The 12,840-nt window shown below is 71.9% G+C and carries 18 protein-coding genes and 1 tRNA gene; 7 read left to right on the plus strand and 12 right to left on the minus strand.

Annotation, left to right across the window (positions count from 1 at the left end; genetic code table 11):
• The first annotated feature begins 85 nt into the window (after positions 1-85).
• Positions 86-736, plus strand: a complete 651-nt coding sequence (locus CLV56_RS17250; protein ID WP_039359293.1) for an HAD family hydrolase — start codon at positions 86-88, stop codon at positions 734-736.
• A gap of 36 nt (positions 737-772) precedes the next feature.
• Here CLV56_RS17250 and sigJ read toward each other — a convergent pair whose 3' ends face one another.
• Positions 773-1,699, minus strand: a complete 927-nt coding sequence (sigJ, locus tag CLV56_RS17255; protein WP_039359288.1) for an RNA polymerase sigma factor SigJ — start codon at positions 1,697-1,699, stop codon at positions 773-775.
• Positions 1,700-1,863: 164 nt separating this feature from the next.
• On the opposite strand from sigJ, the gene CLV56_RS17260 reads away from it, so the two are divergent.
• Complete coding sequence (locus CLV56_RS17260; protein ID WP_039359286.1) at positions 1,864-2,166, plus strand: antibiotic biosynthesis monooxygenase family protein; 303 nt, start codon at positions 1,864-1,866, stop codon at positions 2,164-2,166.
• 59 nt (positions 2,167-2,225) lie between these two features.
• On the opposite strand, the gene CLV56_RS17265 is transcribed toward CLV56_RS17260, so the two are convergent.
• The 3 genes from CLV56_RS17265 to CLV56_RS17275 form a co-directional block, all read right to left on the minus strand.
• Positions 2,226-2,822 carry a TetR/AcrR family transcriptional regulator gene (locus CLV56_RS17265; protein ID WP_039359283.1) on the minus strand — a complete coding sequence of 199 codons (597 nt, stop codon included), beginning with the start codon at positions 2,820-2,822 and terminating at the stop codon, positions 2,226-2,228.
• Positions 2,815-3,588 carry a proline racemase family protein gene (locus tag CLV56_RS17270; protein ID WP_039359280.1) on the minus strand — a complete coding sequence of 258 codons (774 nt, stop codon included), beginning with the start codon at positions 3,586-3,588 and terminating at the stop codon, positions 2,815-2,817. The genes CLV56_RS17265 and CLV56_RS17270 overlap by 8 nt, the downstream gene beginning before the upstream one ends.
• A 116-nt stretch (positions 3,589-3,704) precedes the next feature.
• The gene (locus CLV56_RS17275) at positions 3,705-4,445 is read right to left on the minus strand and encodes an SDR family NAD(P)-dependent oxidoreductase (protein WP_039359277.1); all 741 of its coding nucleotides are present in this window, start codon (positions 4,443-4,445) and stop codon (positions 3,705-3,707) included.
• 531 nt (positions 4,446-4,976) lie between these two features.
• Here CLV56_RS17275 and CLV56_RS17280 point away from each other — a divergent pair.
• A complete protein-coding gene (locus CLV56_RS17280; protein ID WP_100415342.1) occupies positions 4,977-5,741 on the plus strand; it encodes a helix-turn-helix transcriptional regulator in 765 nt (254 codons plus the stop codon).
• Positions 5,742-5,773: 32 nt separating this feature from the next.
• The gene (locus CLV56_RS17285; RefSeq protein ID WP_245857977.1) at positions 5,774-6,655 is read left to right on the plus strand and encodes an oxygenase MpaB family protein; all 882 of its coding nucleotides are present in this window, start codon (positions 5,774-5,776) and stop codon (positions 6,653-6,655) included.
• A gap of 34 nt (positions 6,656-6,689) precedes the next feature.
• Here CLV56_RS17285 and merB read toward each other — a convergent pair whose 3' ends face one another.
• A complete protein-coding gene (gene merB / locus CLV56_RS17290; protein WP_211288179.1) occupies positions 6,690-7,388 on the minus strand; it encodes an organomercurial lyase in 699 nt (232 codons plus the stop codon).
• 86 nt (positions 7,389-7,474) lie between these two features.
• Between merB and CLV56_RS17295 the strand changes: the two genes are divergently transcribed.
• Genes CLV56_RS17295 through CLV56_RS17305 form a run of 3 tightly spaced genes read left to right on the plus strand, consistent with a single transcriptional unit; the run spans position 7,475 to position 8,935 of the window.
• Positions 7,475-7,876, plus strand: coding sequence for an ArsR/SmtB family transcription factor (locus tag CLV56_RS17295; RefSeq protein ID WP_039360445.1), 402 nt, complete (start codon positions 7,475-7,477; stop codon positions 7,874-7,876).
• Positions 7,876-8,373, plus strand: a complete 498-nt coding sequence (locus tag CLV56_RS17300; protein WP_039360447.1) for an SRPBCC family protein — start codon at positions 7,876-7,878, stop codon at positions 8,371-8,373. The genes CLV56_RS17295 and CLV56_RS17300 overlap by 1 nt, the downstream gene beginning before the upstream one ends.
• 1 nt (position 8,374) lies before the next feature.
• Positions 8,375-8,935 (plus strand): dihydrofolate reductase family protein, encoded by a 561-nt coding sequence (locus tag CLV56_RS17305; protein WP_039360450.1) that lies wholly within the window; start codon positions 8,375-8,377, stop codon positions 8,933-8,935.
• 115 nt (positions 8,936-9,050) lie between these two features.
• Here the strand turns inward: CLV56_RS17305 and CLV56_RS17310 are convergent.
• From CLV56_RS17310 to CLV56_RS17335, 7 genes are all read right to left on the minus strand, one after another.
• A tRNA-Ala gene (locus CLV56_RS17310) sits at positions 9,051-9,123 on the minus strand.
• Positions 9,124-9,168: 45 nt separating this feature from the next.
• Positions 9,169-9,867 (minus strand): histidine phosphatase family protein, encoded by a 699-nt coding sequence (locus tag CLV56_RS17315; RefSeq protein WP_100415343.1) that lies wholly within the window; start codon positions 9,865-9,867, stop codon positions 9,169-9,171.
• Entirely contained in the window at positions 9,864-10,286 is a 423-nt protein-coding gene (rsfS, locus tag CLV56_RS17320) for a ribosome silencing factor (RefSeq protein WP_039360453.1), read from the minus strand. The genes CLV56_RS17315 and rsfS overlap by 4 nt, the downstream gene beginning before the upstream one ends.
• Positions 10,283-10,939 carry a nicotinate-nucleotide adenylyltransferase gene (gene nadD, locus CLV56_RS17325; protein ID WP_100415344.1) on the minus strand — a complete coding sequence of 219 codons (657 nt, stop codon included), beginning with the start codon at positions 10,937-10,939 and terminating at the stop codon, positions 10,283-10,285. The genes rsfS and nadD overlap by 4 nt, the downstream gene beginning before the upstream one ends.
• On the minus strand, positions 10,939-11,088 hold the full coding sequence (locus tag CLV56_RS20680; RefSeq protein WP_157805210.1) for an MHYT domain-containing protein: 150 nt from the start codon (positions 11,086-11,088) through the stop codon (positions 10,939-10,941). Before CLV56_RS20680 ends, nadD begins: the two co-directional genes overlap by 1 nt.
• Before the next feature lie 47 nt (positions 11,089-11,135).
• Positions 11,136-12,392 carry a glutamate-5-semialdehyde dehydrogenase gene (locus tag CLV56_RS17330; RefSeq protein ID WP_039360457.1) on the minus strand — a complete coding sequence of 419 codons (1,257 nt, stop codon included), beginning with the start codon at positions 12,390-12,392 and terminating at the stop codon, positions 11,136-11,138.
• Positions 12,393-12,447: 55 nt separating this feature from the next.
• On the minus strand, positions 12,448-12,810 hold the full coding sequence (locus CLV56_RS17335) for a hypothetical protein (RefSeq protein ID WP_100415345.1): 363 nt from the start codon (positions 12,808-12,810) through the stop codon (positions 12,448-12,450).
• Between the last annotated feature and the right edge of the window lie 30 nt (positions 12,811-12,840).

Consider the following 12,840-nt stretch of genomic DNA (forward strand, 5'->3'; position numbering starts at 1 on the left):
ACGTACGACTCTCCCCACCGACCGGCTCCCGTCGGGCGCAACGTCGAGAATCGTAGGTCCGGACGGTCGCGCGTACGCTCGGCGCATGATCGAGGCAGTCGTGTTCGACATGGACGGTGTGATCGTGGACAGCGAGGAGCGCTGGGAGGACGTGCGGCGGCGGCTGGTGATCGACAGCGGCCGACCGTACCCGGACGGTGCCACCCGCGCCATGCAGGGCATGAACCCGGCGGAGTGGGAGACGTACCTGTCCGACGACCTCGGCGTTCCGGGATCGCCGCGCGAGATCGGCCGGCGCGTGGTCACCGCGATGGCCGCCTCCTACCGCGAGGACCTGCCGCTGATCGACGGGGCGGTCGACACCATCCGCGCCCTCGCACCGCGGGTACCGCTTGCGGTGGCGTCCTCCTCGAACCGCGAGCTGATCGAGCTCGCGCTCGACCTCGCCGGTGTCCGCGACGCATTCGGTGCGGTCGTCTCGAGCGAGGAGGTCGAGCGCGGCAAGCCCGCACCGGACGTGTATCTCACAGCCGCCGGCCGACTGGGCGTCGCCGCGCAGCGGTGTGCGGCGATCGAGGACTCCTCGAACGGGATCCGCTCCGCGCACGCCGCCGGGATGCGTGTCGTCGCCGTACCCAACCGTGCGTTCCCTCCGGAGGAGGACGCCCTCGCCCTCGCCGACGCGGTCGTCGACACGATCGGTGCCGCGACCCCCCAGGTGGTCCTGGGTCGCTGACCCCGCGGCCGCCGGTGGCCGCCGAAGCCGGCCGCCTCACCGGCGCCAGGCGCGGAGCTTGTCGGGGTTGCGCACGACCCAGACGTGCTCGACGGCGGACCCGCCCAGGGCGAACGCCATCACGGCCGTCGTCTCGCCGCCGAGGGACACCACGAGCCCGGGCTCGCCGTTGACCTCCTCCTCCCGTACGGCCAGGTCGGGGCGCCGCGCCAGGACACCGACGAAGAACGCGGCGATCGCCTCCGCGCCCCGGATCGGCTCGAGCTCGGCGGACACGAGACCGCCCCCGTCGGTGATCGCGGTGGCATCGGGATCGAGGAGGTCGACGAGCGCACGGAGGTCCCCGCTGCGCCACGCCGCCGCGAACGACCGCACGACCGCGGCGTGCTCCGCCGACGCGACCGCGACGCGGCGGGCGTCACCGACCCGGCGACGGGCCGACGCGGCGAGCTGGCGGCACGCGGCCGGCGAACGCCCCACGATCGTCGCGACCTCGTCGAAGGGATACCGGAAGACGTCGTGCAGCACGAAGGCGACCCGCTCGGCCGGGGTCATCGTCTCCAGCACCACCAGCAGCGCCATGGACACCGACTCGTCGAGGCTCACGCGCTCCGCCGGGTCGTCGACCTCGCCGGTGCCCGGCAGGGTGCTCCACCGACCCGGTGCCGGGACCGGCTCGGGGAGCCATTCACCGACGTAGCGCTCGTGTCGTGCGCGCGCGGACCCGAGCATGTCCAACCCGATCCGCCCGGCGGTGCGGATCAGCCACGCGCGCGGCGTCGCGATCGCCTCCCGTTCGCGGTCGCTCAGGCGGTACCAGCGCACGTACGTCTCCTGCACCGCGTCCTCCGCATCGCTCAACGAGCCCAGCAGTCGGTAGCAGATCCCGATCAGCACGCTCCGATCGTCGCTCGCCGCGTCCGGCCCGGATCCGGCGTCGCCCCGTTCCGCTCCACCGGTCATGACCCCTCCGTCCGTCGCCCGGCCCCGACATCCTTCGTACCAAGGACGACGCAGGACCGCGGAGTGTGAGGCGCGCCGCGCCGACCTCACGAAGCGACCGGCTGCGTCGTCTGAGAGGTGGAGCCGACGCCCGTCGCCTCCCCACCTCGAGAGCAGGAGCAGCCATGTCCGATCCCGTGACGTTCATCAACGTCGTCGACGTCGACGCGTCGACGCAGCAGGAGGTCGTCGACCTCCTCCGCGAGGCCGTCGAGGACTTCTTCTCGCACCGGCCCGGCTTCCTGTCGGCGACAGTCCTGGCATCGCCCGCGGGCGACCGGGTGGTCACCGTCGCACGATGGCGAAGCGCCGAGGACGCCGCCGCCAACGGGGAGCAGGCAGCCACGGCCGAGTACGGTCGCCGGCTGAGCGCGCTCGCGACCCCGAACCCCGGCACGTACGCCACGGTGGCCGAGTACGCGGCCTGAGCCGGCGCAGCAGCGGGGGCGGCCGGGTCCCAGGGGGCCCGGCCGCCCGACGCCACGCCTCAGAGGGGAGCTATCGCCCGCCAGAGGGCGTCGCGTGCGCCCGCGAGGTCGTCGTCGGAGAGCGTCAGGTAGTCCTGGCGCTCGGCCTTGAGCAGGTGGACGAACGAGCCCCACAGCATCGCGACGAGCACGTCGGGTCGTACGTCGCCGCGCAGCGCGCCCGCCAGCTGCGCGTGCTCCACACCGCGCGCGATCGGCGCGAGCACGTCGCGCTCGACCTCGCGGCTGGCCTCGTCGAGGTACGGGAGGTGGTCCTGCAGCTCGAGGAACCGGTACGCCGCCGGGTGCTCGCGGGCGAACGCGACCTGCGCGGCCCACAGGTTCGCGAACTGCTGATGCGCCGATCCCGCCGGCCGCGCGAGCGCGACGGCCAGCCGCTGACCCAACGCCTGCTTGTGCTGACGGAACAGCTCGTTGACCAGGCCTTCCTTGCTGTCGAAGTAGCGGTAGATCGTGCCCGTGCCCACGCCCGCCCGCACGGCGATCTCGGGGACGGCAACACCCCGCACGCCGCGCTCGGCGAACACCTCGAGCGCGGCGTCCAGGATCGCCTCGCGCTTGGGTGCGCGAGGGCGGGTCGGGTCGTCGTCAGGCACGGAAGCTCTGGTGCGGCTGGAAGACGCAGATGTTGGTCTGCCCCATCGCGTTGCCGTCGGTCAGCTCGGTGAAGTACACGTACGGAGTATCGCGCGCGAACGGGCTCGTCACCGTGACGCGGTCCCGGTTGAGCCCGGCGGTCGGATCGGTTGCACGCTGGAGGAAGATGTTGTCCCACCAGTGCAGGTTCTGCGTGTCGAACTCGAGTCCGTTCGAGCCCGCGCTGAGTCGGAAGATCGCGTACGCGTCCTGCCCGGCGAGGTCCTTCAGCGAGGTCCAGGTGATGTCGACGGCCTCACGCGGCGCGTCCTCGTCGAGCACGTCGCCCTGGCCGGGGCTGTACGAGTCGTACAGCGCCTGCCGGTTCTCGACGTACGCCTCGACGATCGCCTTGGTCGGACCGTCCTCCTGGACCCGCGACATCGTGGTCACGGAGCCGTCGCGGCCACGCACCTCGATCGTGTACTCGCCGGCGGGCATGAACCCGGCGTCGAGATTGAGCATGTACCAGTGCGCGTCGGTGGTGCGGTCGTAGATGTGACCGTTCTTGTTGGCGGCGGTGAACGGCTGGTTGGCGATCTCGACCGCGTACCCGTCCGGGCCGCGGGCGGTGATGCGTTCGACCAGCTCCGGGGCCGGCGCGCCGCCGGTCGGGAAGAGCGCGACGAGGAACTTGTGCTGCTCCTTGCCGACCCCGGGCGTGCCGAAGTCCCAGTAGACGTTGCACGCCATGATGTCGAAGATCTGAAGCCGGCCGTCGGCCATGCGTCCTCCTGCTGTCGCTGCGGAATGAACATTCATTCCGCAGCCTAGTGAAAGCGGCCGGCGGACACACGCCTGCGCGGCCGAGACGCCGTCTCAGGCTGGTGGCGCACGCGCGGTCAGCGCGCCAGGCGTCGTGTCATCAGGCGGACGTAGAGGCGCGGGAAGAGCCGCGAGACGTACCACGACAGCCGGGCGGTCCGCCCGACCAGGACGCGTTCGCGCCGACGCACCACACCGTCGACCACCGCGCGGGCCACGTCGTCCGACGTCACCTCGGGACCCGACGTCGCGCGCTCCGTCCCCGACGCGCGATCGGCAGCCTCCCCCATCCCCCCGGTCACGAAGGTCGGGTGCACCACCGTCACGCCGACGCCCGACCCAGCGAGCTCCGGGCGCAGGGCCTCGTACAGCCCTGTCGCCGCGTGCTTCGCAGCCACGTACGCCGGCCGCCCCAGCACCGGCGCGAAGCCCGTGACCGAACCGATCAGCACGAGCCGGCCGCGGCTCGCCACCACCGCCGGCAGCGCCGCCTGCGTGCAGGCGACCACGCCCAGGTAGTCGACCTCCATCACCCGGCGGTGCACGTCCACTCCGTGGTCGGCGAACGCCCCGATCGCCGAGATGCCGGCATTGTTCACCAGCACGTCGATCCGGCCGGCGCGCTCCAGGACCTGCTCGAAGGCGCCGGCGACGGATGCCTCGTCGGTGATGTCGCACCCCACCATCGCCTCGTCGTCCCCGACCAGGGCAGGCAGGTCCAGGCCGACGACCACGTACCCGGCCTCGCGGAAGCGGACGACGAGGCGGCTGCCGATGGCGCCTGCGGCTCCGGTGATCACGGCGACGGGCTGGGTCATGCCCGCGACCCTAACCGCTCCTCTGAGGGTGTCGCGCACCCGCAGCGGTCCTGGCGCGATCCGGGCCGCGGTCATGCTCGGCGTTGTGGGACCCACGCCGGCGCCGCCACGCCACAACCCGTGAGGTTGTCGCACCGGACGTACTGCCGGCCGACCCGCTCCAGCGGGCAGTGCAGTCGTTCGGCGGCACCGGTGCGGCCCGTGTCCTGCCCCGGGTCAGGACGGGCCTCGGCACCGACTCCCCCAGCGCCCAGGAGCATCGCCGCACAGGCGGCGACCGCTGCCCAGCGGACCGATCCGCGATGAGTCCCCATGATGCTCGTCCCTTCCTCGGCCGGACCAGGCCGTCCGTCGCGGCCCTGTTCCGAGACTGGCCCGACCCTCGGCCCGGGAGGAATACGACGAACCTCGTATTCCTCCGGCCCGGTCCGGGAAGCCACGATCGATCGCGAAGGGACCCGACCATCGCTCGGCGGTGCTAGGTTCCCCGTAGGGCGAGGCGCCCGACGGGGCGGTCCGAGGGGAGGCGCCGTGGCGCTCGAGACCAGGCTCGCGAAGGTCCTCGACGTGCTCGCACGCGCCGAGCCCGACGAGTGCCCCGGCGTGACGGAGGACGTCCTCACCGCTGTCGGCGATCTCATCGGCGCCGACGTCACGAGCTTCTCCGAGTACGACCCGTACCGCCAGGTCACGATCGCCGACCGCGAGGTCGGACCGGCGGCCGGACCCGTCGACGTGGACGAAGGGATGTTCTGGCGCAACTTCTGGACCGCGTCGTGCTCCTATCCCGAACGCACCGGCGACCACGCGACGGTGTGGCGCGTCTCGGACTTCGCCTCGGCCCGAGAGCTGCGCGCACGGCCGATGTACGTCGAGCACATGCGACCGTCGGGGGTCGAGCACGAGATCGTGATGTCGCTCGGCACGGGCACCGGCACCTCACGCCGTGTGCTGCTCAGTCGCGGGCCGGGGCGGGACTTCAGCGAGACCGACCGCCTCGCCCTCAGCCTGCTCCGTCCCCACCTGGCCGAGTTCGACACCCGCACCCGCCGGGACCGCCGCAGCGCGTGGAGGCTGACCGACCGCCAGCGCGAGCTGCTCGGGCTCGTCGCGAACGGCCGGACGAACGCCGAGATCGCACGCATCCTCGTGGTCTCGCCGCACACGGTCCGCAAGCACCTCGAGAACATCTTCGAGCGCCTCGGGGTCAACAGCCGTACGGAGGCCGTCGCCGCGGTGTTCCTCGACGCACCCCTCGGCGCGCCGGCGGACGCCCGCCCTCACCCGAGAAGTTAACCCTGAATCACATTCTTCGGTAGCGTGGGTGGATGCCCCACGACAGCGCCCCCGACGTCGACGACGACCGCACCAAGGCAGCCGAGCGCCACGCGCTGGACGCGATGGCGACGACGGCCCTGCGCGACTCGGTCAACTGGTTCCTCCTCCTCGCGGGAACGTCGAACGTGATCATGCAGCTGTCTGCGCGGCCGATCGGCCACGGCGTCAAGGACAGCCCGGTGGACGAGGGCAACCTGTTCCTCAACCCCGCGCGCCGACGACGCACGACGCTCGGCTACATCGCGGTCGCGATGCTCGGCGGCGCGGAGGAACGCGCGGCGTACCGGCGGGCGACCAACCGCTCGCACGCGCAGGTGCGCTCGCCCGAGGGCGCGGAGGTGACGTACAACGCCTTCGACCCGGCGTTGCAGCTGTGGGTCGCCGCCTGCCTTTACAAAGGGGCCGAGCACGCGTACGAGCGCGTGCACGGTCCGCTGACGGGCGCGTTCGCCGAGCGGTTCTACCGCGAGGGGATGGTGTTCGGGACCACCCTGCAGCTCCCCCACGCGATGTGGCCCGCGACCCGACAGGAGTTCGAGACCTACTGGCAGACGTCGCTGGACGGGCTCGAGATGGACGAGCCGACCCGCGCGTACCTGATGCGCGTCGTGCGCCTGGAGTACCTCGGTCGCACCGTCTCGCCGCGCCTCCTGCGATGGCGGGAACGGCTGGTCACCGGCTACCTCGAGCCGCGCTTCCGGGAGCTCATGCGCTTCGACTGGTCCGACGAGGACGAGGATCGGTTCGCGCGGTTCAACCGGCGGATGGCGCGGTTCACGCGGGTCTCGCCCCGGTGGGTCCGCGAGCTTCCGTTCCGTCGCAGCCTGCACGACGTCAGGCGGCGGCTCGAAGCCGGTACGCCGCTGTTCTGACGGACGGCCCACGGTCGACCCCGGCTCGGTCGCGCTACGCGTCGAGGCCCCAGAACGAACCGGTGAGGCCGACGCTCCGGAAGTAGTCGGCGGCCTGCGCCGGCTCGCGCCGCTCGTACCCACGGTCGAGACGCCCGGCGTACCACCCGCGCGCGAACCGCCACAACGTCGGCAGGTCCATGACGTAGCCGAGGTCGTTGCCGGTGTCGGCGAGCCAGCGGTCGACGCAGTCCCGTGCGCAGAAGATCCGCTGGTGGCTGCAGGTGTGGACCACGTCGTCCCACATGCGGGCGGTCGGGACGAGGAAGTGAGCGACATGGTCGCCCGGCGGCGGTCCCTGCGTGTCGACGTTCCAGGCGTGTGCGGTGCCGCAGGCCGGACAGCGGGTCGAGACCAGGACGGAACGTCCGTCGATCAGCAGGTCGGGCATCGAAGGTCCCACCAGGTGCGGCAGGGCGAACGAGTCCCACGCACAGCCGCCCCACCACAGCGTCCGGTCCCCCATCACGGCGAACCCGAGCGGGACGGCGCTGAACGGGTGCGCCATGACCACTGCGCCGTGCTCGTCGAGCACCAGGTGGTGCGCGTCGGCCAGCCGGCCGAGTGCGTGGACGATCTCGCTCTCGTCTCGCCCGAGCCGAGCGGCGAGCTCGGCAGGACTCGGCACCCTCCCCACCGTCGCCAGCCGCTCGTACACCGCGACCCGCACGTCCTCGACGTCCACCACGTCCACCCCCGGTGTCATTGTGCAGGCCGATCTTGACGGGCGGCCTCCGCAGGCCTACATTTAACGTGTTGGTTAAGTGAAAGGGGCGACACGTGGCCGGCACCGATCAGCTCAGCGCCGTGTTCTCCGCGCTGGCAGACCCGACGCGGCGTGCGATCCTGGCCGACCTGGCCGGGCGCGACGCGACCGTCACCGAGCTGACCGCTCCGCACCCCATCTCGATGCCCGCCGTGTCGCGCCACCTCAAGGTGCTCGAGCGTGCCGACCTGATCTCGCGGACGCGCTCGGGCCGGTGGAGGGCGAGCCACCTCGAAGCCGCCCCGCTGCGCGAGGCGGCGGACTGGATCGAGCGCTACCGGAGGTTCTGGGACTCGTCCCTCACCCGCCTCGATGCCCACCTCGCTGCCGTGCAGTCCGCCGACCGCGCACCCGACCCCACGGACCCCAGCCTCACGACGTTCACCGCCACCGCCGTGGACCACCAGGAGACCTGATGCCGACGGAGACAGAGACTCCGCAGATCGCCATCTCGCGTGTCGTCGACGCGCCCCGCGAGCTCGCCTACCGCGCCTTCACCGAGCCCGCGCACTTCGCCGCCTGGTGGGGACCGACCGGCAGCTCGCTTCCGCACGAGGAGATCGCCTTCGATGTGCGCCCGGGCGGGCGCCTGCGATGGGTCGAGGTCTCCGCCGACGATCCCACCGTCCGGGTCCGCGTCGCCGTCGACCTCACCGAGGTGGTCGACGGCGAGGTCGTCGACGGGCGCTATCACCTGAGCGGTCGTCTCCCGGGCGGCATCGATGCGTTCGAGACGAGGATCCGCGTCGAGTTCTTCGACGAGCCCGATGGACGGACGCGACTCGAGATCCGCCAGTGGGTGCCCGCCGATGTGTCGAGCGGTGCCGAGGCCGGTTGGCGCGAGGCGTTGACCACACTGGATGCCACGCTGGCCGGCACCCGGACCCCGCCGTCGGGCGTCGAGGCGTCGTGACATGGCCCGGCTGATCTACGCGATGAACGTGTCGCTCGACGGCTTCGTCGAGGATCTGCGCGGCGCCTTCGACTGGGCTCCCCCCGACGACGACGTCCTCGTGGCCATCACCGACCTGATGAGCTCCGCAGGCACCTACCTCTACGGGCGGCGCCTGTACGAGGTGATGGCTCCGTGGGAGACCGACGCCGCCCTCGCCGCGCAGTCCGACCTCGCCGCGGACTTCGCATCCGCCTGGCAGGCGGCAGAGAAGGTCGTGTACTCGACGACCCTCGACGCCGTGCCGACCGCGAGGACGAGGCTCGAACGGCGCTTCGACGCTGCGGCGGTCCGCGACCTCAAGGAGACGGCGACCAGCGATCTCACGGTGGGGGGCCCTCTCCTGGCGGCACGCGCGTTCGAGGCGGGGCTCGTCGACGAGTGCCGGCTGTTCGTCTGGCCCGTCGTCCTCGGCGGAGGCAAGCCGGCCCTGCCGCGCGGCGCCCGCACCGACCTGGAGCTCGCCGACGAGCGCCGGTTCGACAACGGCGTCCTGAGTCTGCGCTATCGCGTCCGGGCCTGAGACCCCAGGTCTGGCCCGCACGGGCGCTCACCACCGGGACCATGCCCCAGGAACGACGAAGGCCGGACGCCCAGAGAGGGGTCCGGCCTGTCGCCGATCTCGGAAGATCACTGGGTGGAGCTAAGGGGATTCGAACCCCTGACCTCTTCCATGCCATGGAAGCGCGCTACCAACTGCGCCATAGCCCCGTGCTCGCATCGCGTGGTCTCCCACTCATCGAGCCGAACTCGATCTTAGCGGGTCTGGCCAACCGATCCCACACCGGGGTCTGCTCCCTCGGTGCCGTCGTCCTCTCGGCTCGCCTCGTCGTCGCTCATCACCGGCTCGGGCAGGTTCCCGGCGTTCCACTCGGTGATCTGCCACCGTGGTCCGCGCTCGGACAGCACGGCCCAGCAGCAGTTCGCGAACCCACCGAACGTCCTCCAGTGCTCGCGCGGAAGCCCGACGAAACGACACAGACCGACCCGGATCACCCCACCGTGCGCGACGACGACCGACGTCTCCCCCGCACCCGTACGCCCGGCCACGTCCACGAGCGACTCGGTGAACCGCTCGGCCGCCGCATCGTAGGTCTCGGCGCCGTCGACCACCACCTCCCGACCCTCGCGGAACATCGCCTCGATCTCGGGGTAGCGGGTCCGCATCTCCTCGCGCGTCAGGCCCTCGCGGTCTCCGAACGCGACCTCGCGCAGGCGGCGGTCCGGCTCGGGCTCCAGCCCGCAGAGCCGGCCGAGCTCCGCGGCGGTCGACGCGGCGCGCGCCAGGTCCGACGTCACGATCCGCGAGGGACGCAACGACGCCAGCCGGGCCGCGGCCGTACGCGCCTGGGTGCGGCCCGTGGCGTTCAACGGGACGTCGGTCTGACCCTGGAGGCGACCCTGGAGATTCCAGTCGGTCTGACCGTGGCGCCAGACGACGATCTGACGGCTCACGCGGACGCGTCCCCGGGGTCGTCGGCCCCCGCGCCCCCGGGAGCCCGGGGCGCGGGGCGCCCGGTGTCGGGAAGACTCACCGTCGGACAGTCGCTCCAGAGCCGCTCCAGGGCGTAGAACGCACGGTCCTCGTCGTGCTGCACGTGCACCACGATCTCGGCGTAGTCGAGCAGAACCCAACGGCCCTCCCGCTCGCCCTCGCGCCGCACGACCTTCGCGCCGAGCTCCAGCAGCCGCTTCTGGACGGCGTCCACGATCGAGCGCACCTGCCGGTCGTTCGGGGCCGACGCGATCAGGAAGACGTCGGTGATCACCAGCTGCTCGGTGACGTCGAACGCGACGATGTCGTGCGCCAGCTTGTCGGCCGCGGCCTGCGCCGCAGCACGCGTCAGCTCCAGGGCGCGCTCGGATGCGCTCACGTGTCCCCTCCGTCGTGGATCGTGGCCGCCCGGTCGGCGGCGTACAGGCGGTGCTTGGCGATGTACTGGACGACGCCGTCGGGCACGAGGTACCAGACCGGCTCGCCGCGCGCGACGCGCGTCCGGCAGTCCGTGGACGAGATCGCGAGCGCCGGGATCTCGACGATCGTGACCCGGTCCTGCGGCAGCTCCGTCAGCGTCCGGGTGTCGATGTCGTGGCCCGGGCGGGTGCAGCCGACGAACTCGGCGAGCTCGAACAGCTCGCTGTGGTCCCGCCACGTCAGGATCTGCTCGAGCGCGTCCGCGCCGGTGATGAAGAACAGGTCGACGTCGCCGCCGTACGCCTCGCGCAGGTCCCGGAGCGTGTCGATCGTGTACGTCGGGCCCGAGCGGTCGATGTCGACCCGGCTGACGGTGAACCGCGGGTTCGATGCCGTCGCGATCACGGTCATCAGGTAGCGGTGCTCCGCGGCGGAGACCTCGCGGTCTGCCTTCTGCCACGGGCGGCCGGTCGGCACGAACACGACCTCGTCGAGGCCGAACCACGCCTGGACCTCGCTCGCCGCGACGAGGTGACCGTGGTGGACGGGATCGAACGTCCCGCCCATCACCCCGACCCGAGGCCGGTGGCCGTCCTCGCGAGGCAGGGTCATCAGCTGTGCTGGCGTCCCTTGCCGAAGGTGAAGAGCCCGAGCAGCAGGAGGACGAAGACGACCAGGACGGCGACGCCGACGAGCCACGGGTTGATCTCGGACTCGGAGCCTGCCTCGGCGGCCAGGACGGCGGCAGCGGTGAACGACATGAAGGACAATCTACCGCCCGAGGTCCGCGCTCACGTCCCCGAGGTCCTCAGCGGACGTGCCCGTCCCCCGTCACGACGTACGTCGTGGTCGTCATCTCCGTCAGGCCCATCGGGCCGCGCGCGTGCAGCTTCTGGGTCGAGATCCCGATCTCGGCTCCCATCCCGAGCTCACCGCCGTCGGTGAACCGGGTCGAGGCGTTCACCATGACGGCCGCCGCGTCGACGGCCTCGGTGAACCGCTGGGCCGTGGCGAGGGACCGGGTCACGATCGCCTCGGTGTGACCAGAGGAGTAGCGCCGGATGTGCTCGACCGCGTCACCGAAGGAGTCCACCACCCGCGCCGCGAGGTCGAGGGAGAGGTACTCGGTCTCCCAGTCCTCCTCCGTCGCCGCCACCACCGCCTCGTCGTGCGCGGCGAACGCCGCGTCGCCGTGGATCGTGACGTCGCGCGCCCGCAGCGCGGGGACCAGGCGCGGCAGGAGCTCGTCGGCGACGGCCTTGTGCACGAGCACCGACTCGGCGGCGTTGCACACGCTGGTGCGCTGCGTCTTGGAGTTGAGGACGATCTCGAGCGCCATGTCGAGGTCGGCGTCGGCGTCGACGTACACGTGCACGTTGCCGGTGCCGGTCTCGATCACCGGCACCTGCGACTGCGTCACGACCGTCTGGATCAGCCCCGCCCCGCCGCGGGGAATCACCAGGTCGACCAGGCCGCGCGCGCGCATCAGGGCCGTCGCGCTGCTGCGGTCCGACGCGTCGAGCGCCTGCACCGCATCGGCCGGGAGGCCGACCGACGCGACCGCGTCGCGCAGGATCTCTGCGATCGCCGCGTTGCTGCGACCAGCCGACCCCGACCCGCGGAGCAGGACAGCGTTGCCGGCCTTGAGACAGATCGCCGCGGCATCGGCCGTCACGTTGGGGCGGCCCTCGTAGATCATCCCGACCACGCCGATCGGCACGCGGAGCTGGCGGACCAGCAGGCCGTTCGCAAGCGTCGACCCCCGGACCACCTCCCCCACCGGGTCGGCCAGCGCGGCGACCTCGCGCGTGCCGTCGGCCATCTGGGAGATCCGGTCGGCGTCGAGCCGCAGCCGATCGATGATGTGGTCGGAGGTGCCCGCGGCACGGGCGCCGTCGACGTCCAGGGCGTTCGCGGCGAGGATCTCGTCACGTCGCTCGACCACGGCGTCGGCCATCGCGTGCAGGGCCGCGTCCTTGGTGGCCCGCGGGACGCTGCGCAGCGTCGTGGCGGCGCTGCGGGACCGGCGGGCGGCGTCGTGCACGTGGGACGAGAGATCAGTCACGCGACCAGGATAGGGCGACGTCCCGCACTCGCGGCGCGGTGCTCGCCCCGCGGTATCAGAACGGGACCGGCACCGGCGCGGCCGACCCCAGAGGCGGCGGGACCGACGTCAGCGGGTCATCGGCACGACGTTGGTACGTCTCTCGATCGAGGACCTCGAGTCCGACGATCTCCCAGTGCGGGAGGCCGGCGGAGTCGCGGTGCTCGTTCCAGACACGCATCGCCATCGCGGCGGCATCGAGCATGTCGCGAGCCTGCTCCCAGTACGCGATCTCGGCCCGGGTGGAGTCGTACCGCAGCGAGTGCAGGAACGCATGCTGCTCACGGAGGCGCTCCATCGCCGTCCGCACGACATCGGCATCGTGCGCGGATCCGGTCACCGTCACCGCGACGTGCCACAGTCGGTCAGTCTCGCCCACCCTCGTCCCCTCTCCGGTCCGGCTCAGCGT

The organism is Mumia flava (assembly GCF_002797495.1).
GTDB lineage: Bacteria > Actinomycetota > Actinomycetes > Propionibacteriales > Nocardioidaceae > Mumia > Mumia flava.